General features: G+C 65.4%; 15 protein-coding genes. 7 read left to right on the top strand and 8 right to left on the bottom strand.

The features are described 5' to 3' along the window. Positions 1-18: 18 nt before the first annotated feature. The 8 genes from GLW01_RS04170 to gshB are packed head-to-tail and all read right to left on the bottom strand — an operon-like array spanning position 19 to position 5,844. Complete coding sequence (locus tag GLW01_RS04170; protein ID WP_160898226.1) at positions 19-189, bottom strand: hypothetical protein; 171 nt, start codon at positions 187-189, stop codon at positions 19-21. Next, entirely contained in the window at positions 186-1,475 is a 1,290-nt protein-coding gene (locus tag GLW01_RS04165; RefSeq protein ID WP_160898225.1) for a dihydroorotase, read from the bottom strand. The genes GLW01_RS04170 and GLW01_RS04165 overlap by 4 nt, the downstream gene beginning before the upstream one ends. Next, the gene (locus tag GLW01_RS04160) at positions 1,472-2,479 is read right to left on the bottom strand and encodes an aspartate carbamoyltransferase catalytic subunit (RefSeq protein WP_160898224.1); all 1,008 of its coding nucleotides are present in this window, start codon (positions 2,477-2,479) and stop codon (positions 1,472-1,474) included. The genes GLW01_RS04165 and GLW01_RS04160 overlap by 4 nt, the downstream gene beginning before the upstream one ends. Then, positions 2,472-2,975 carry a bifunctional pyr operon transcriptional regulator/uracil phosphoribosyltransferase PyrR gene (gene pyrR, locus GLW01_RS04155; RefSeq protein WP_225741703.1) on the bottom strand — a complete coding sequence of 168 codons (504 nt, stop codon included), beginning with the start codon at positions 2,973-2,975 and terminating at the stop codon, positions 2,472-2,474. The genes GLW01_RS04160 and pyrR overlap by 8 nt, the downstream gene beginning before the upstream one ends. Before the next feature lie 14 nt (positions 2,976-2,989). Further along, positions 2,990-3,415, bottom strand: coding sequence for a Holliday junction resolvase RuvX (gene ruvX / locus GLW01_RS04150; protein WP_160898223.1), 426 nt, complete (start codon positions 3,413-3,415; stop codon positions 2,990-2,992). Next, entirely contained in the window at positions 3,408-3,965 is a 558-nt protein-coding gene (locus GLW01_RS04145) for a YqgE/AlgH family protein (protein ID WP_192497295.1), read from the bottom strand. Before GLW01_RS04145 ends, ruvX begins: the two co-directional genes overlap by 8 nt. A gap of 41 nt (positions 3,966-4,006) precedes the next feature. After that, positions 4,007-4,876: an energy transducer TonB gene (locus GLW01_RS15780; protein WP_160898222.1), complete on the bottom strand. Its 870-nt coding sequence runs from the start codon at positions 4,874-4,876 to the stop codon at positions 4,007-4,009. 8 nt (positions 4,877-4,884) lie between these two features. Next, a complete protein-coding gene (gene gshB, locus GLW01_RS04135; protein WP_151440107.1) occupies positions 4,885-5,844 on the bottom strand; it encodes a glutathione synthase in 960 nt (319 codons plus the stop codon). 334 nt (positions 5,845-6,178) lie between these two features. Here gshB and pilG point away from each other — a divergent pair, with 334 nt between their 5' ends. From pilG to GLW01_RS04100, 7 genes are all read left to right on the top strand, one after another. Beyond that, positions 6,179-6,571 (top strand): twitching motility response regulator PilG, encoded by a 393-nt coding sequence (gene pilG, locus GLW01_RS04130; RefSeq protein WP_095616184.1) that lies wholly within the window; start codon positions 6,179-6,181, stop codon positions 6,569-6,571. A 46-nt stretch (positions 6,572-6,617) separates the two neighbouring features. Next, entirely contained in the window at positions 6,618-6,980 is a 363-nt protein-coding gene (gene pilH, locus GLW01_RS04125; protein ID WP_095616183.1) for a twitching motility response regulator PilH, read from the top strand. Between the two features lie 13 nt (positions 6,981-6,993). Continuing rightward, positions 6,994-7,554: a chemotaxis protein CheW gene (locus GLW01_RS04120; protein ID WP_151440108.1), complete on the top strand. Its 561-nt coding sequence runs from the start codon at positions 6,994-6,996 to the stop codon at positions 7,552-7,554. A 68-nt stretch (positions 7,555-7,622) separates the two neighbouring features. Next, positions 7,623-9,755: a methyl-accepting chemotaxis protein gene (locus GLW01_RS04115; protein WP_160898221.1), complete on the top strand. Its 2,133-nt coding sequence runs from the start codon at positions 7,623-7,625 to the stop codon at positions 9,753-9,755. A 30-nt stretch (positions 9,756-9,785) separates the two neighbouring features. Beyond that, positions 9,786-10,691: a CheR family methyltransferase gene (locus tag GLW01_RS04110; RefSeq protein WP_286173214.1), complete on the top strand. Its 906-nt coding sequence runs from the start codon at positions 9,786-9,788 to the stop codon at positions 10,689-10,691. 2 nt (positions 10,692-10,693) lie between these two features. After that, a complete protein-coding gene (locus GLW01_RS04105) occupies positions 10,694-17,788 on the top strand; it encodes an Hpt domain-containing protein (RefSeq protein WP_160898220.1) in 7,095 nt (2,364 codons plus the stop codon). After that, a complete protein-coding gene (locus tag GLW01_RS04100; protein WP_160898219.1) occupies positions 17,785-18,825 on the top strand; it encodes a chemotaxis protein CheB in 1,041 nt (346 codons plus the stop codon). The genes GLW01_RS04105 and GLW01_RS04100 overlap by 4 nt, the downstream gene beginning before the upstream one ends. Positions 18,826-18,833: the final 8 nt, after the last annotated feature.

Genomic DNA, 18,833 nt, shown 5'->3' with positions numbered 1-18,833 from the left:
AACCCGGACCCCGGGGTTTCACCCGGGGTTCTCATCCTTTACCGCCTCGAGCCGTGCCAGCCGCCGCTCAATGGAAGTCAGCTCCGTCTGCATAGCAGCCTGACGATCCAGGGCATCCCCGGTATTACGGACAATCCGCCACAGCAGCCAGACGATAACGGCAAGCAGCAGTATCGCGAGCCAGTTCATGATCCGTCTCCTTCATGCTCGTGCCGGATGCGGCCATCAACGGCCGTCAACATCACCACTCCGGGCAGTTCCCGTTCCATGACCGGCAGGTGCGGGCCCGCGGAATACAGACTCCCCACGGCCGGCATCCAGTGCTGTTCCGGCGCCACCAGGGTAAGATCCGCGACACTGTCCTCGGCAATGGTCGGCGCGTCCAGACCCAGCACCCGCGCCGGCCCACTGGTCAACGCCCGCAGCAGAGCCCCGCGGGAGAGTTCTCCGGCGGCCACCCGCTCCAGCCCCAGCGAGAGCGTGGATTCCACTGTGGAGAGCCCTGGCTGGGTCTCCGGGAACGGCGCGAGTTTGGCGGCTTTATCCGAAGGCCGGTGCTGGCTGACGATGGCATCAATCACGCCACTTTCCACGCCCTCGAGCAGGGCGCGCCGGTCCGCCTCCGTCCGCAGCGGTGGACGACTGTGGAAGGTACCGTTGTAGCCCTCAATGGCCGCCTCCGTCGCCACCAGATGGGCGATACCCACCTCGGCGGTGACGCTGTGCCCTGCCTCTTTGGCGGCACGGACCAGTGTCACCGAGCGGGCACAGCTGAGCGGCCCGATATGCAGGTTCGCCCCGGTCTCCTCCGCCAGCATCAGCAGTTCGTTCACAGCGGTGGTTTCCGCCACCTCGGGGATGCCGGGCAGCCCCATGCGGGCGGCCACCAGTCCGTCATGGGCGCAGCCATCCGAGGCCAGCGAGGCGTTCTCCGGCTGCAGGAACAGCCGGATGTCAAAGGTATGGGCATAGGCCATGCAGCGGCGCAGCACCCGTGAGCTGGCGGTGGCGTGGCCGCCATTGCCCAGCGCCACGCACCCGGCACGGGTCAGCCCGGCCATGTCGCTCAGCCGCTCGCCTTCCAGGCCCCGAGTAAGCGCCCCCACGGGCAGCACCCGCGTGTGACCGTTGCGTTCGGCCACATCCCGGATCAGATGGGTTACGGCGCTGGAATCGTTGACCGGGCTGGTATCCGGCGTGGTGCAGACGGTGGTGAAGCCGCCACGGGCGGCGGCCCGGGTTTCACTCTCGATGCTGCCACCACGGTCGCTGCCCGGCTCCGGCAGATGGCAGTTGAGGTCGATCAGCCCGGGCAGCAGCCACTGGCCGGCCCCATCCACCTCACGTTCCACCCGTTCGCCCGAAAGACCCGCCCCGAGTGCGGCGATGCGGCCATCGACCACCAGTGCCGAGGTGGCCTCCGCCGCCGGCTCGCCATCAATGACCGGATGAACATTATCGACGCGCCACTTCACGTTGAAGCCACTCCCTCTCCGGTTGCAGACTGGCGTTCATTGAGCTGGCCGCCCATGGACATGGACATCACGGCCATGCGTACGGCGATGCCATTGGTTACCTGCCCCAGAATCACGGACTGGGGACCGTCCGCGACGGCGGATTCAATCTCCACGCCCCGGTTGATCGGCCCCGGGTGCATCACCAGTGCGCCGGGGTTGGCGTAGGCCAGCTTCTCACGGGTCAGACCGTACATGCGGTAGAACTCGCTCTCGCTCGGCAGCAGTGCCCCCTCCATACGCTCGTGCTGGAGCCGCAGCATGATGATTACGTCCACGTTGCGCAGCCCCTCCTCCATGCGGTGGAAAACCCGCGCGCCCAAAGCTTCGGGCTCATGGGGCAGCAGTGTGTCCGGCGCGATCAGCCGGACCTCGTCCACGCCCAGGGTGTTCAGTGCCCGGATCTGGGAGCGCGCCACCCGCGAGTGCTGGACATCGCCGACGATGGCCACCCGCAGACCTCTGAAGGTCTTCATGTGCTGGCGGATGGTCAGCATATCGAGCATGGCCTGGGTGGGGTGTTCATGACGCCCGTCGCCGGCGTTGATGATGGCCACATCCGGCGTGACGGACTGGGCCACGAAATGCGGCGCCCCGCTCTGGGAGTGGCGCATCACGAACATGTCGCTGGCCATGGCGCGCAGGTTGAGCAGGGTGTCCGAGAGGGATTCGCCCTTGGAGGTCGCGGAAGTACCGATGTCGAGGTTCAGCACATCCGCCGAGAGACGCTTGGCGGCCAGTTCGAAGGTGCTGCGGGTGCGGGTGCTGGGCTCGAAAAAGAGATTTACCACGGTGCGACCGCGCAGAAGCGGTACCTTCTTGATGGTGCGCTCACCCACTTCGATAAAGGAATCGGCGGTGTCCAGAATGCGTGTGAGCAGAGCCTGGTCCAGTCCTTCAATCGCGAGAAAGTGGCGCAGCTCGCCATCGGCGGTCAGCTGGAGATCGCGGCTGGTCTCAGGCATCGGGCACCTCCTCCACCGCCAGTTCCAGACTCTCCGGCCCCCGGAGCTTGATGCGCTGGCGCGGGCCCAGGGTCTCATGGGTGCCGGTCACGTCGGGCTGGATCGGCAGCTCACGCCGACCCAGGTCGACCAGCGCGGCCAGGGTAATCGACTCAGGACGCCCGTAGTCGAAGAGTTCATTCATGGCGGCGCGGATCGTACGACCGCTCATGATGACGTCGTCCACCAGCAGCAGGTGCTGGCCCTCGGTCTCGAACGGCAGCCGCGAGGGGCTGACCCGGGGGTGAAGCCCGATGCGGCTGAAGTCGTCCCGGTAGAAGGTAATGTCCAGTTCGCCGCATTCGGCCTGGATGCCAAGGCGTTCGCGCAGCGCCTGCGCGACCCAGACACCGCCGGTGCGGATGCCCACGGGGCACAGGCTGGAAAGACCCCGCGCATTGATGTGCTCGCGCAGGTCGTCGGTCATCCGGTCCAGAAGCTGTTCAATATCCTGCACGGAGGCTCCTGTAGTCAGTCACTGGCCGAGGCGCACCAGGTCTCGAGGATCAGCTCCGCCGCGCGCCGGTCCACGCCCTCATCCGCGTGATCCGGCACCCGGCCCTGTGCCAGCGATTCCTGCTTGGCCTCATGGGTGGTCAGGCGTTCGTCCACCATGGTTGCGGGGCGATGATAGCGCCCTTCGAGCCGTCGTGCGAACTTGCGGGCCAGATGGCACAGCCAGGTCTCGGTGCCGTCCATGTTCAGCGGCAGCCCCACCAGGAACAGATCCGGCTGCCAGTCCTCGACCAGCTCCGCCACCTGGTTCCAGTCCGGGATCCCGTCCCGCGCCTTCAGCCGCGCCTTGCCGGAACCGTACCCGAGCATCTCCTGCCCCACCGCCACACCGATCCACTTCTCACCGAAATCGAAGGCCATCAGGCTCCGGCTCTCAGGCATGCCCCACGCCTCCACTGAGGTGGCCGGGGCTCACGCCCAGTTTCTCCAGGGCGGCGTTGAGACGCTGCCCCGGTTCACGCTCGAACAGGATGGTTTCGTCCGCCGGGCAGGTGAGCCAGGCATCCCCCGCCAGTTCTTCCTCCAGCTGCCCCGGCGACCAGCCGGCATACCCCAGCAGCATCAGGAAGTCCGCCGGCCCTTCGCCCACGGCGATGGCACTGAGAATGTCCCGCGAGGTGGACAGCGCCAGGGTGTCGGTCAGTGCCAGCGAGCTCTGCCAGTGGCCCACCGGCCGGTGCAGGACAAAGCCGCGTTCGGGCTGGACCGGGCCGCCCTGGTAGACGGGCGCATGGGGAGGCTCGCCTTCCATCGACAGCTGCGACAGAAGATCCCCCAGGTCGAGATCCAGCGGGTGGTTGATGGTCAGGCCCATGGCCCCCTCATCACTGTGCTCACAGATATAGGTGAGCGACCCCTCGAAGCGCGGATCCGCCAGGTAAGGGGTGGCGATGAGGAACTGATTCGTCAGGAATTCCGGCTGCGTGCTCATGGCCGCAGTATTCCTTGCCTGCGGCGTGCGTACAAGAGGGGTTATCCCCTATCCGGGGCGCTGCCGCTGAGACCGCGGGGCTGGAACGACCAGGTGCGGATGATCTCGAGCACATCCTGTTCTTCGGCCATGCGTCCGCTGAAGGCCTCGAACGGGCTCGCCTGGCGGACGATGCGCCGGGCCGCGTCATCCAGAACCGCGTGCCCCGAGGACTGCAGGACCTCCAGCTCGCGCAGGCTGCCATCGCGGTTGATGGCGACCAGCATGCGCACCTGGCCGTGCAGCCCCCGCCTGCGCGCCTCCTCTGGGTAGTTGAGGTTGCCCGTGCGCTCAATGGTCTGCTGCCAGTTGCGCACATAGGCGGCGCCGGCATCCTCCATCGTGGAGACGGCGGTGACCCGTGTGATACGGGGGCGTTTGGCGTACTGGTTCTGCTGCTGGCTGAGCCGGGCCTCCAGGCTGGCGATGTCCTGGCTGCGTTCCCGGAGGGTTTCATGGGGATTGTCCCGCTCCGGGGCCTCCCGGTCTTCCTCGCTGTCCTCCGGCACCTCGCGGCGGGATTCGGCCTGCGTGGTGACACGGCTGGTGGTCCCGCCACTCTCGGGGCGGGGTTCGGGCCGCGGCGGCACGGCCTGGCGGGTTTCGGGGGCGGACAGCGGCGCCGGCTCGGTGGCCGTAACCTCCTGGACGAAGTCCGCATCACCACTGCCCTTCTGGGCCGCCTCCGCCAGGAAGTCCGCGTCCTCGGGCGTCTCCGCGCTCGGCTGGGTGGCCAGGGTCACGTCCATGCTGTGATCCGTGGTCGAGGGGTCTTCCGGCGCGAACCCCACCCCCAGGATCAGTACACCGTGAAACACCAGGGCTGCAAAGAGCGTCAGCCCCAGGCGATCCGTATGCGTTACCTCCGCCACAACAGCCCTCAGCCGGCCCGGTTGTCCAGGCGCACTGCAATGGCCTCCATCAGGCGTCCGCCGATGTCGTCGTCAAAGGCCCGGTCAAGCTCGCGCACACAGGTGGGGCTGGTCACATTCACTTCCGTCAGGTAGTCGCCAATCACATCAATGCCCACGAACAGCAGACCCCGCGCCTTCAGGGCCGGGCCCACCTGCTCACAGATCCAGCGGTCCCGGTCGGTGAGTTCGCGGCCTTCGCCACGCCCGCCTGCGGCCAGGTTGCCCCGGCTCTCACCCGCTCCCGGGATGCGCGCCAGGGAGTATGGCAGAGGTTCGCCGTCAATCATCAGGATGCGTTTGTCGCCGTCGCGGATCTCGGGCAGGTAACGCTGGGCCATGGCGGTGCGCGTGCCCTCCTCCGTCAGGGTTTCCAGGATCACACTGAGGTTCTCGTCGTCCGGCCGCACCCGGAAGATGGACTTACCGCCCATGCCGTCCATGGGCTTCATGATGACGTCGCCGTGTTCGCTGTGGAACTCACGCAGTTTCTCCGGATCCCGGCTGACCACCAGCGGCGGAATGCACTGGGGAAAGCGCGTCGCGAACAGCTTCTCGTTGCAATCACGTAATGTATGCGGCGGGTTGAGCACCAACGCGCCCTGGCCCTCCGCCATCTCCAGAATCCAGGTGGCCATGGTGAAGGCGTCGTCCACCGGCGGGTCCTTGCGCATCAGGATGACGTCCAGCTCACCCAGATCCTGATCCCGGGTCTCGCCGAACTCATGCCAGTGCTGCGGATCGTCAAACACCTCCAGTTCGCGCGTCCTGGCCCGGGCCGCACCATCGCGCACGTAGAGGTCGTCGAGCTCCATGTAGCGCAGCGCCCAGCCACGGCGCCTGGCCGCCAGCAGCAATGCCAGCGTGGTGTCCTTCTTGAAACTGATCCGTTCGATCGGATCCATGACCACACCCAGGGTCACACTCATCAGGGGGCCTCCCGGAGACGGATTAACGGACCGGCAATGTGCCGGAAATGCGTGCCAGAGAATACCTGCTATGCTGGAAAAAGGGCAGCGGTTCTGCAAGCTGGCTTTGCAGGCTGTTGCATGGCGCCCATATAGTGAGACAGATCACAATCAGTGACACGGTGCCGCTGGAGGCCCGGGCCATCGTCCGCTATAACAGTGGGGCTATATAGAACATGCACGGGATCTGTGTTAAAACGGCGCCTCTTACTGAGGCCGAAGCACGGGCACTGGACGCCATCCGGGCCGCCGACAACAATAATGATCTCTATCTCTAGCGCAGGGCTGTTGGACAATGGACGATAACTTCGAAAACCTCAAAGTCATGGTGATCGACGACAGCAAAACCATCCGTCGCACCGCTGAAACCCTTCTCAAGAAAGTGGGCTGCGAAGTCATCACCGCCACCGATGGCTTTGACGCACTCGCCAAGATCGCGGACTCCCAGCCGGACATCATCTTCGTGGACATCATGATGCCACGGCTTGATGGCTATCAGACCTGCGCCCTGATCAAGAACAATGATGCCTTCAAGCAGACACCCGTGATCATGCTGTCGAGCAAGGACGGCCTCTTCGACAAGGCCAAGGGCCGCATCGTGGGGTCGGACCAGTATCTGACGAAGCCCTTCAGCAAGGATGAGCTGCTCGGCACCATCCGCGACCACATGCCCGCACGCCAGGAATAACAGCGCCGGCATGCCCATCATTTGACGACCCAGAGTAGAGGAACCCATGGCTCGCATCCTGATCGTTGACGACTCACCCACAGAGGTGAAAAAGATCTCCGGACTGCTGACCAAGAACGGCCACGAAGTGCTCAGTGCCGACAATGGCTCCGACGGCGTGGCCATCGCCCGTTCGGAGCAGCCGGATCTGGTCCTCATGGACGTGGTCATGCCTGGACTGAACGGCTTCCAGGCGACCCGGCAGCTGACCCGCAGTTCGGAAACCCAGCACATCCCGGTGGTCATCGTGACTACCAAGGACCAGGAAACAGACCGTGTCTGGGGCACGCGCCAGGGCGCCCGTGGCTATCTGGTCAAGCCTGTGCCCGAGGACGAGCTGCTCAAGACCATCGACGACCTGCTGAGCTGAACAGGAGCTCCGGATGTCCGCGCAGGCCACTTCCCCCGAAGCCGATCCGTTCAGCGTCCTGACCGACATTGCCCGGCGCAGCCGTGAACAGGCGGCCGGGCTGCCCAAGCAGGAAGAAGCGGTCGAACTGTTCAGCGGTATCGGGTTCACCCTGGCGGGCCAGCGGTATGTGGCCCCCATGGGTGAGGTGGTCGAAATCCTGGACGTCCCCCGGTTCACTCCAGTTCCCGGCGTCCGTGCCTTCATGCTCGGCGTCGCCAACGTCCGTGGCCGTCTGCTTCCGATCACCGATCTGGCCCTCTACTTTGGTCTACCCAGGCCCGCCGGCGCCCTGCGTGAACGCCGCGTGCTGGTCATCGAACAGGGCAACCTGTTCAGCGGGCTGGTGGTGGATGACGTGCTCGGAATGCAGTACTTCAGTGTCGACAGTCATGTACCGGACCCGGAGGATCCTCCCGCCGCGGTGAAACCCTGCCTGCGGGGGGCTTACCAGCGCAGCGACGAGGTGTGGAACGTGTTTTCCACGCTCGCGCTGGCCGAGAATGAACAGTTTCTGGATGTGGCGCACTGGTAGTGCGCGCGTGGTAGCCACCGGATCCATCAATCAAAAACAACATCAGAGTGACAGGCCAGGAGCCGAAAATGCAGAACCGTGCCGGAAAATTCATCTCAGCGCAGAGCGCCAACCGGCCCATTGTGGGTCTGATCGGTCTGCTCGGGGTGCTGACCATTGCGCTGGTGGTGGTGCTGTTCCTGATCAACCGCAACAGCAGCCATGATGCCCAGTACATCGACTACGCGGGTGACCTGCGGGTGCTCTCCCAGGAGATCGCCAAGAACGCCACCGAGGCCGCCGGCGGCACCGAGTCGGCCTTCGACCAGCTCCAGAGCTCCCGCGACCGGTTCGATGAGCTCTGGGGCTATCTGCGCGAAGGCAACCCGGAAACCGGCCTGCCCCCGCTCGAGCTCACCGGGGAAACCGGGGTGCAATCGCTGTGGAACGATGTACGGACCAACGCGGATGAGATCCTCGCCACCCGCGGCGCCGTCCTGGAGCTGCACCAGGTGGCCGGCGAACTCAACAGCATCATTCCGGACCTGCAGGTGGAATACGAGGACGTGGTGGACATCCTCATCAACACCGAAGCAGCCCCCCAGCAGATCTCACTGGCCCAGCGCCAGTCGCTGCTGGCCGAGCGTATCGCCCGGAGCGTGAACAACATCCTCAGTGGTGACGAGGACGCGGTGGTGGCCGCCAACCAGTTTGGCCAGGACGCCCAGCGCTTCGGCCGGGTGCTCAACGCCCAGCTTCGCGGCGACGAGTCCATGGATGTGAGCGCGCTGGAGGATCCGGACGCGCAGTTCATCCTCGAATATGTCGAGAACGAGCTCTTCAGCGTGGTGGACGAAAACGTCGACCGGATCCTCAACTTCTCCCCGGACCTGTTCCAGGCGCGGGACTCCGCCAACACCATTTTCAGCCAGAGCCCTGAACTGCTCAGCGAAACCTCGGAGCTGGTCTCCCTGGTGCAGAACCGCAGCCACATCGTCACGCCGCTGTGGGCCTACGTGATCCTCATCGCCATCCTGGCCAACATCATCGCCATCGGCGTGGCTCTGTATCAGGCCTCGCAACGGCGGCTGCGCGAGACCCAGGAGCAGAACGAACAGAACCAGAACGCCATCCTGCGGCTGCTGGACGAACTGGCCGACCTCGCCGACGGTGACCTGACCACCGAGGCCACGGTCACAGAGGACTTCACCGGTGCCATCGCCGACTCCATCAACTACGCCATCGACCAGATGCGCACCCTGGTGCAGTCGATTCGCGACACGGCCGTGAACGTGGCCTCCTCCGCCGAGCAGACCCAGGCCACGGCGAAACAGCTGGCCGAGGCCTCGGAGCATCAGGCCCAGGAGATTGCCGGTGCCTCGGCAGCCGTGAACGAAATGGCCGTTTCCATCGACCAGGTGTCGTCGAACGCCTCCGAATCCTCCTCAGTGGCGGAACGCTCGGTATCCATCGCCAAGAAGGGCGCCGAAGTGGTGCAGAACACCATCAAGGGCATGGACGACATCCGCGAGCAGATCCAGGAGACCTCCAAGCGGATCAAACGCCTGGGTGAATCCTCCCAGGAGATCGGCGACATCGTATCGCTGATCAACGACATCGCCGACCAGACCAACATCCTGTCGCTGAACGCCGCCATCCAGGCCTCCATGGCCGGTGACGCGGGCCGTGGCTTCGCAGTGGTCGCGGACGAAGTCCAGCGGCTGGCGGAACGCTCCTCCGCAGCGACCAAGCAGATCGAGGCCCTGGTCAAGACGATCCAGTCCGACACCAACGAGGCCGTCATCTCCATGGAGCACACCACCTCCGAGGTGGTGCGTGGCGCCCGACTGGCCCAGGACGCCGGTGTGGCACTGGAAGAGATCGAGAACGTTTCCACCAACCTGGCGGAACTGATCCAGAACATCTCCAATGCCGCGCGCCAGCAGTCGTCTTCAGCGGCGCACATCTCCAACACCATGAACGTGATCCAGGAGATCACCTCCCAGACGTCCTCAGGCACCAACCAGACCGCCGAGTCCATCGGCAATCTGGCGGAGATGGCCGCCGAGCTGCGTGAGTCCGTGGCCGGGTTCAAGCTGCCGGAGACGGCCGGCGAGGGCGAGGAGGCACAACCAGTGCCGGAAGCCCCGCAGATTTCCAACGAGGACGAGCCCATGGATGACGGGGATGACAGCGACCAGGATGTCCCGACAGTCCGTTAATCAGAACCAGCGGTCAGGTGCGGGCGTACCATGGTCAATGCTGAAAACGACAACCCATCCACAATGGCCATGCCCGGCTTCGCGCCGGGAATGGCTATGGATGATGCCCAGTTCGAGCAATGGCGGGACCTGCTTGAATCGCGTACCGGCATGACGCTGACCCCGGAGCGGCGCTCCTTCCTGGAAGCCAATGTGGGCACCCGCCTCCGGGAACTCGGTTTTCCCAGCTATCAGGCCTACTACGAGAAGGTCATGTACGGACCCGGGGCCATCGCCGAATGGGCGACCCTGGTGGACCGGCTGACCGTTCAGGAAACCCGCTTTTTCCGCGACGCGGATGCGTTTGAACTGGTAGCCGATTATGCCCGCGAGCGCTATCGGGAGCCCAACTGCAGAACACTGGAGGCCTGGAGCCTAGGCTGCGCCACCGGCGAGGAAGCCTACACCCTGGCCATGATCCTGCATAAGGCGGCCAGCGAGGCAGCAGGACGCCGCTATTTCGGCGTTACTGGCACCGACATCAGCCTGGTGGCACTGGATAAAGCCCGCCACGGTGTGTACGGACCGCGTCGGCTGGCGGGCACGGCGCCTTACTGGCAGTCACACTATTTCCAGACCCTTACAGACAACAGTGTCTCCGTGATTCCGGAGCTCAGGAAGCGCGTCAGCTTCTCCCAGCTCAATATTCTTGAACTGCGACACGCGCCCATGCACGGCATGGACATCATTTTCTGCCAGAATGTACTGATCTACTTCCGCCGCTGGCGGCGGCGGGACATCGCCAACCGACTGGCCGATCTGCTCGCCCCGGGCGGACTACTGATTCTCGGGCAGGGCGAACTGACAGACTGGCAGCACCCGGAGCTGACCCCTGTGGCAGCACGTAAGGTCCTCGCCTGGCAGCGATCGGACCCCCCAGAATGGCAACCGGAGTGATCATGGCCCAGCACGATGACAGCCTTTCCCTCCATTGGGTGAGGGGCGAAATCCAGGAAACGCTCAGACAGAGCCAGCATGCGCTGGAAGCCTTTGCCGAGAACCGCGAGGATCTGGCCCAGCTCCGGTTCTGCCTGAACCACCTGCATCAGGTTCACGGAACACTCCGGATGGTCCAGCTCGAGGGCGCCAGCCTGGTCGCGGCGGAGATGGAAGCCCTGGCCGAAGCCCTGCTCAACCATGAACCCGGGGACAGCGACACGGCCATCGGCAGCCTGATGCAGAGCATCCTGCAGCTGCCGGATTACCTCAGTACCCTGCACTCCCGCAGCGAGGATGTGCCACTGCGGCTGCTGCCGCTGCTCAATGACCTGCGGGCCGCACGCGGCGAGACCTTCCTCTCCGCCAGCGCCCTGTTCAACCCGGATCTGAGCCCGGCACGTTTTCAGGCACCGGCCCAGGTCAACCAGCGCCTAACCGCCTCCGGTGTGCTCGACAAGGTGCGCAAGCTCCAGCAGATGTTCCAGTTCGCCCGTGCCGGCCTGGAGCGGGGCGAGGATGTGGACACCCACCTGGACTATCTCGACAAGGTCATCACCCGGTTGATCAAACTCTGCCAGAGAACCCCACAGGGTGAGATCTGGCAGGCCGCGGGCGCCCTTGTTGATACCCTGAAATCCGGCCACAACCCCATGGGCGCAGCCACCCTGGCACTGATCAGCGATCTCGATGGCGAGCTGGAGCGGCTGATCAGCGAAAGCGACACCATCCTCAGCCAGTCCGTTCCCGAGGATACCCTCAAGAACCTGCTCTATTACGTTGCCCGTGGCGTGGACTGCGAGAGCGAGCGCGTCAGCACCATGGTGGAACGCTACCGCCTGCGGGAAGCGCTCCCGGACGACACCGGCGACCACGGCCAGAGCCAGGCGCCGGCGCGGGCGGCCATGACCTCGGTGGTGGAAGTGCTTACCGAGGAACTCAACACCATCAAGGATCGGCTTGACCTGTTCGTGCGTGCCCACGAGCGCAGCAACGCCGATCTCGCGGAACTTCTACCCGGGCTGCGCCAGGTGGCCAACACCCTCGCCATGCTGCGACAGGGCACCAGCCAGCGGGTCATCAACGACCAGATCGAACGGATCGAGCAACTGTCAGCCAGTGCGGATGCCGTGGACGACGGCACACTGATGGACATCGCCGGGGCACTGCTCTATGTGGAAGCCGCGATCTCCGGCCTCTCTGAAGGCGAGAGCCAACAACCGTCCGATGCCGGGCACGGTACCGATCACCGCATCACCGGCATCCAGGCCACCGAAGCCGGCGGCGCCGTGCTGCGCGAATCCCGCAACGCGCTGGAGCAGGTGAAGACCGGTGTGGTCAACTTCATCGCATCCCAGTGGAATACCGAAGCCATCAGTGGCGTGCCGGAACTGCTCTACAGCATCCGCGGCAGCCTGCACCTGATTCCGCTGGAACGCACCGCCACCGCCCTGGGGGCCTGCGAGCGTTTCATCCAGGACGTGCTGATTGACGGCGTCTGGACTCCCAACTGGGAACAGCTCGATACCCTCGCGGACGCCATCACCAGCATCGAATATCACCTGGAAAGGCTGATGGACGGCATCGACGACAACGATGCCATCCTGGCCATGGCCGAGGAACGCCTGGAAAGTCTCGGGTTCCCACCCGGACGCGAACCGACCCGCACCGCCCCCGAACCGGAAGCCGATGAAGCCACCGAAGCGGCGCCCGCCGACAGCCCTGCCGCCGCCACCGCGGAGCCGCCCAAGGAGCGCGATTCCGAACTGCTGGATGACGACATCCTTGAGATCTTTGTGGAAGAGGCCGATGAAGTTCTGGAGGCCATCCAGCAGCATTACCCGACCTTCCGGGCTGACTACGAGAACCATCAGGCACTCAGCGAAGTGCGCCGCGCTTTCCATACCCTCAAAGGCAGCGGCCGCCTCGTGGGAGCAACCAGCATCGGCGAGCTTGCCTGGTCGGTCGAGAACCTGCTGAACCGCGTTCTGGACCGCTCCATCCAGCCCGGTGAGCGCATTATGAGCCTGCTCGACCGGGTGATCGAACGACTCCCCGGTCTGATCCAGTCCTTCCGTGACGGTGAGGCCACCGGCGATGTGGACGACCTGATGAACGAGGCACACGGCCTCGCGGATACCCGCAACGCCGAAGAGCCCGAGGACACGGACGCGGAGCACGCCGTTCGCGAGGAGCCAGAGCCAGAGCCAGAGCCAGAAGACAGGGAAACAGACACGGAGCCACAGCCTGAAGCCAGCGCAGCGCCGGCACCGGAAACAGAGGCGGCAACCGCCGACGAGCCGCTGGTGGACCAGGAGATCCTCGATATCTTCATCGAGGAGGCAGAGGAAGTCCTGGAAACCATCCATGAATACCTGCCTCGGCTGCTGGAAAGCTACGAGAACACCAGCGCCCTCACCGAAGTCCGCCGCGCCTTCCATACCCTCAAGGGCAGCGGACGCATGGTCGAGGCGGAACGCATCGGCGAACTGGCCTGGGCGGTGGAGAACGCTCTCAACCGCGTCCTGGACGGCACCCTCTTCATGAGCGATGACATGGCATCGGTGCTGCAGGAGGTGACCGATGCCATCCCCACTCTGGTGGAAGACTTCCGGCAACAGCGCGCACCCTCCATTGACACCACACGGCTTGGGGAGCGCGCCAATGCCCTGGCACGTGGTGAGGTTCTGGACGCCGAACCCATGCCGGAAGCCGAGCCCGAAGCCCCGGCTCCCGAAGCCCCGGCCGAAGAGCCAGCAGACGTCGAAGAGCCCGAGCTCGACCCGATGCTCATGGACATCTTCCGTTCCGAGGCCGACAGCCACCTGGAGGCGCTGGACACCTTCCTGGCGGACGCCGAAGACCAGGAAACAGCCGACTACACCGATAACCTGTCGCGCGCGCTGCACACCCTCAAGGGCAGCGCACACACCGCCGGCATTGAGCCCATCGCCCGGGTCACCGCGCCCATGGAGAAGTTCGTCAAACGGGCCCGGGCCGCGGGCGACCGGGCCGACGCCGATGTGATCAGCCTCATCCGGCGGGTGCGCGACTTTGTGCAGGCGGGGCTCGATCGCCTGACCAGCGATCCCCTGACCCCGCTCGACGGAACGGATGCGTTCCTCACCGACCTGCGGGAGCTGCACCAGGCACGTTACCCCGACGAGGCGCCCCCGGCCGGCACCACCTCGCCCGAGACCGGGGCGGCCGGCGACAACAGCCTGATCAGCATCTTCCTCAATGAAGGCATTGAACAGCTGCTCGACGCCGACCAGACCCTTGAGCAGTGGCTGGAGGGCAATACGGGCGAAGCGCCCCTGCAGGCCCTGATCGACAGCCTGGCCACGCTCAGTGCCAGTGCCGACCGCGCCCAGGTGCAGCACGTCAGTGAACTCGCCGGGGCCCTGCAGCACCTCTACGAGGAAGTCATCGAAACCACGGATCTGCCCGTGGACCAGCTGACACCGCTGCTGCGGGAAGCCCACGAGGCCATGATCAACCTCATGGACCAGCTGGCCGCGGGGCTTGCCACCGAATCCCCGGCCGGGCTCGTGACCCGCCTCAACGAACAGGCGGCAGACCTGCGTCAGGCCCGCACTGACGCCGAACAACAGGTCTTCGAGGAACGCTTTGGCGGGGATCTGGCGTCCATGGACGAAGCCCTGAACGAAGACATCGAAGCGGAACCGGCACCTGAGCCTGAGCCTGAGCCTGAGCCTGAGCCTGAGCCTGAGCCTGAGCCTGAGCCTGAGCCTGAGCCTGTAGAACAGGATGAGACCGCCAGTGGCGGGGAGGCCAGCGCGGACATCGACCCGGAACTGGCGGAAATCTTCCTCGAGGAAGCCCATGAACTGATCGACAGCACCGGGGAGGCGCTGCACCAGTACATTTCCGAACCGGACAACACCGAGCTGGCCAAAACGCTCCAGCGTGAGTTGCATACCCTCAAGGGTGGCGCCCGTATGGCGGAGATCGCGCCCATCGCGGACCTGTCGCACTCGCTGGAGGACCTGTTCGAGCGCGTGGCCGAAGGGCGACTGGCGCTGGGCGAAGCCACTGGCGAAACCCTGCTCGCCTGCCATGACGCACTGGCGCGGATGGTGGATCAGACCAGTGCCTTCCAACCCTGTGAACCGGCGGATGAGCTGACCGAAAGGGTGCACGCCCTGATGCGGGGCGAAACGGCCACCCCGGCAGCAGAGACCGAAGCCAAAGAGCCCGAGCCCGAAACATCGGAGCAGGCATCGGCAGCGGAAACCGCCGCCGAACCCGAAGCAGAGCCCACAAGCGCGCCCGAAAATGAACTCAGTGTTCTCTTCCTGGACGAAGCCCGCGAGATTGAGAATGCCCTGGAGCAGGCCGTCCGGGACTGGGAAGGCGACCCCGAACAGGGTGAGCCCATGGCGCGGATGCGCGAAGAGCTGCACACCCTCAAGGGCGGTGCCCGCCTGTCCGAACTCGAACCCATTGCCGAGCTCGCGGATACCTGGGAAAGCACCCTCGACAGCGTCATCGAAGGCGCCGGCGACAGCCACCAGGCCCTGAGCTTCAGCCAGCAGAGCCTGACCCGGCTGGGCGGAATGCTCGACCGGGTCGAGGCCGGTGAGTCACTCGCGGCCGATGCGACCGGGGCGGAAGCCGGCGAAGCCACAACGGGCGACGAGGCGGAAGACGACCCCAGCAACGTGGATCCGGAAGTCCTCGAGATCTTCCTGGAGGAAGCCGGCGAGCTGGTGGACACCCTGGATCACACCCTGGCCGCCTGGCAGAGAGCCGAGGACGGCGATGAAGCCGCCCACAGCCAGGAAGCGCAGCGCGCCCTTCACACCATCAAGGGCGGCGCCCGGCTGGCCGAGCTGACCACCCTGGGTGAAAAGGCCCACCGGTTCGAGAGCCTGCTCTCGCGCATTGAATCCGAGGGCAATCAGCCCTCGGAAGCCCAGTGGGAGGAAATCCACGGCCTCCACGACGAGATCATCAGCCGCGTGGAACAGGTCCGCCGCACCTGGCAGGGGGATACGGGGGAGGAACCGTCCGGGGCGGCAACCGAGGCCCCGCAGGCACAGGAGCCGGAAGCACCCGCGGAAACCGCTGAGTCACCGCAAGAGCCCGCGCAGCCCGAGGCACAGACCACCCCGGAACCGAGTCCCGCGGGCCAGGAGACCCAGCCCCAGCAGCAGGCCCGGGACCAGCGCCGGGCCGAACTGGCCCGCAGCGCCCAGGAGACCCTGCGGGTCAATGCCCAGCTCATGGACGAGATGGTCAACCTCGCCGGTGAGACCAGTATCACCCGCGGTCGGCTGGAGCAGCAGATCAGCGACTTCAGCCATACCCTGGACGAAATGGCGGCCACCACCGACCGCCTGCGCGAGCAGCTGCGCCGGATGGAGATCGAGACCGAAGCCCAGATCCTGCACCGCGCCGAACAGGAATTCGGTCCAGACTACGACCAGGACTTCGACCCGCTGGAAATGGACCGCTACTCGGCCATCCAGCAGCTGTCACGGGCCCTGTCGGAATCCGCCTCGGACCTTGCCGACCTGCGCGAGACCATGAGCGACAAGGTGCGTGATGCCGAGACGCTGCTGCTGCAGCAGCAACGCACCAACACCGAGCTCCAGGAAGGGCTCATGAAGACGCGCATGGTGCCGTTCTCCTCGATGGTGCCGCGCCTGCGCCGGATCGTGCGCCAGATCTCCGGCGAGACCGGCAAGAAGGCCCACTTCGAAGTGAACAACGCCGAGGGGGAACTGGACCGGACGGTACTGGACCGCATGGTGGCACCACTGGAGCACATGCTGCGCAACGCCATCGACCACGGCATCGAGGATGCCGGCGAACGCGAACAGGCCGGCAAGCCCGCCACCGGCAACGTGCGCCTGGACCTCAGCCGCGAAGGCGGCGAAGTGGTCCTGCGCCTCAGGGACGACGGCGGCGGGATCGACACGGAAAAGGTCCGCCAGAAGGCCATCAAGCAGGGACTGCTGGAAAGCGGCGAGGACCTGACCGATCACGAGATCCTGCAGTTCATCCTGCAGCCGGGCTTCTCCACCGCTGCCTCCGTCACCCAGATCTCCGGGCGTGGCGTGGGCATGGACGTGGTGGCCAGCGAAATCAAGCAGCTCGGCGGCAGCCTGGACATCGACTCCACTCTGGGCGAAGGCACCATCTTCACGGTGCGGCTGCCGTTCACGGTGTCCGTGAACCGGGCGTTGATGGTCACCATCGGAGACGACTACTACGCCATCCCGCTGAACACCATCGAGGGCATTGTGCGGGTCTCCACCTATGAGCTGGAGGAGTATTACCAGCCCAACGCCCCCATGTACGAGTACGCCGGCCAACAGTACCGCCTGCAGTACCTGGGCGCCCTTCTCAATTCCGAGAGCCAGCCGAAGCTCCAGGGTCAGGCCCTGCCGCTGCCCGTGATGCTGGTGCGTGGCGCCGACCAGCCCATGGCCCTGCAGGTGGACAGCCTGATGGGCAGCCGCGAGATCGTGGTCAAATCCCTGGGGCCACAGTTCGGCAGCGTTCGCGGCGTCTCCGGTGCCACTATCCTTGGTGATGGTAACGTTGTGGTGATTCTCGACCTGCCGGCCATGATCCGTGGCGACATCCTGGCCCAGCGCCAGCGCATGCTGGCCCATGTCGAGACCGGCGAGACGCCGCGTGAACAGCGCGCCACCCAGGTCATGGTGGTGGACGACTCGGTTACGGTCCGCAAGGTCACCTCGCGGCTGCTGGAACGCCACGGTATGGAGGTGCTGCTGGCCAAGGACGGGCTGGACGCCGTCGGCCAGCTCCAGGACCGGCGCCCGGATATTGTCCTTCTGGACATCGAGATGCCGCGTATGGATGGCTTCGAAGTGGCCAGCTTCATCCGGCATGACAGTAAGCTCAGCGACGTGCCCATCATCATGATCACGTCCCGGACCGGCGATAAGCACCGGGAGCGGGCCGAGGCCATTGGCGTCAACCATTACCTCGGCAAGCCGTTCCAGGAGCAGGAGCTGCTGGACACCATCATGGAGCATGCCAGCGTCGGAGCGGAGCAATGAGCACGGGCAGGGGCGTGATCGTCATCGCCGACGACGTGCTCCAGCGCCACCGGCTGCAGCAGGCGCTGGACCGGCACGGCCTGCCCGTCGCGTTCATCGGCGACCCGGAGCGTTTTGCCACCCTGGACCCGGCCCCCGAGTCGGATCTCTGCCTGGTGGAACTCACCGATGAGGAGGAATATCCGGAGCTGATCGAGGCGCTGCTGGCGGAGGACGAGCGCCCCCTGCTGTTCGGCCCGGGCGCGGCCCCGGAGCCGGGTCGCCAGGAATACGTGCGCTGGGAGCGGCGCCTGTTCGCCAAGCTGGAGGACCAGCTGGGCCGCCTGGAGGCTCTTGAGAATGAAGGCAGCCTGGATGCACTGGCCGCGCAGCCGGAAACCCGGGAACGCCTGCCCATGCCCAACTGGCTGGAACCTGTGGGAGAGGACGAACCGGCCCGGGAGCTCTGGGTTCTGGGCGCCTCACTGGGTGGCCCCGCGGCAGTGAAGGCCTTCCTCGATGCCCTGCCCGGGCGTCTGCCCATCGCCTTCGTCTACGCCCAGCACATCGATGCCCATTTCAGCAGCGTGCTCAGCCGGGTGCTGACCCGCGACTCGGAATGGCATCTGGTCAATGCCGAACAGGACCGCACGCTGCGCTGCGGTGAGATCCTGCAAGTGCCCGTGGAACAGGCGCTCTGGCTGGACGGGGACGCCCGGATCCAGCTACACGAGGAGTCCTGGTCCGGCCCCTACGGCCCCTCCATCGACCAGGTGATGACCCACATCGCCCGGGTGCACGGCGGCCACTGTCACAGCATCATCTTCAGCGGTATGGGCAACGACGGCGCTCTGGCCGCGCCCGCCCTCAACCAGGCGGGCGGTCACGTCTGGGTCCAGCGCCCGGATACCTGCGCCAGCCCGGCCATGCCGGAATCCGTCCAGGCCACCGGCACGGTGGATTTCCAGGGCGATCCACGCGAGCTGGCGGCACGGCTTCTGCGCGTGCTCGAGGAACAGACCCTGCTGACGGGCCGCTCCCGATGCCATTCAGCCTGATTCGACCT

Source organism: Vreelandella halophila, from assembly GCF_009856365.1.
GTDB lineage: Bacteria > Pseudomonadota > Gammaproteobacteria > Pseudomonadales > Oleiphilaceae > Halospina > Halospina utahensis_B.
The sequence above is the reverse complement of the archived record's forward strand: the minus strand, read 5'-3'. Positions and strand labels throughout refer to the sequence as shown.

Coding starts and splice junctions, on each gene's coding strand:
- GLW01_RS04170 (WP_160898226.1), bottom strand. CDS start 189: ATGAACTGGCTCGCGATACTGCTGCTTGCCGTTATCGTCTGGCTGCTG.
- GLW01_RS04160 (WP_160898224.1), bottom strand. CDS start 2,479: ATGCCTGAGACCAGCCGCGATCTCCAGCTGACCGCCGATGGCGAGCTG.
- ruvX (WP_160898223.1), bottom strand. CDS start 3,415: ATGCCTGAGAGCCGGAGCCTGATGGCCTTCGATTTCGGTGAGAAGTGG.
- GLW01_RS04145 (WP_192497295.1), bottom strand. CDS start 3,965: ATGAGCACGCAGCCGGAATTCCTGACGAATCAGTTCCTCATCGCCACC.
- gshB (WP_151440107.1), bottom strand. CDS start 5,844: ATGAGTGTGACCCTGGGTGTGGTCATGGATCCGATCGAACGGATCAGT.
- pilG (WP_095616184.1), top strand. CDS start 6,179: ATGGACGATAACTTCGAAAACCTCAAAGTCATGGTGATCGACGACAGC.
- pilH (WP_095616183.1), top strand. CDS start 6,618: ATGGCTCGCATCCTGATCGTTGACGACTCACCCACAGAGGTGAAAAAG.
- GLW01_RS04120 (WP_151440108.1), top strand. CDS start 6,994: ATGTCCGCGCAGGCCACTTCCCCCGAAGCCGATCCGTTCAGCGTCCTG.
- GLW01_RS04115 (WP_160898221.1), top strand. CDS start 7,623: ATGCAGAACCGTGCCGGAAAATTCATCTCAGCGCAGAGCGCCAACCGG.
- GLW01_RS04110 (WP_286173214.1), top strand. CDS start 9,786: ATGGTCAATGCTGAAAACGACAACCCATCCACAATGGCCATGCCCGGC.
- GLW01_RS04105 (WP_160898220.1), top strand. CDS start 10,694: ATGGCCCAGCACGATGACAGCCTTTCCCTCCATTGGGTGAGGGGCGAA.
- GLW01_RS04100 (WP_160898219.1), top strand. CDS start 17,785: ATGAGCACGGGCAGGGGCGTGATCGTCATCGCCGACGACGTGCTCCAG.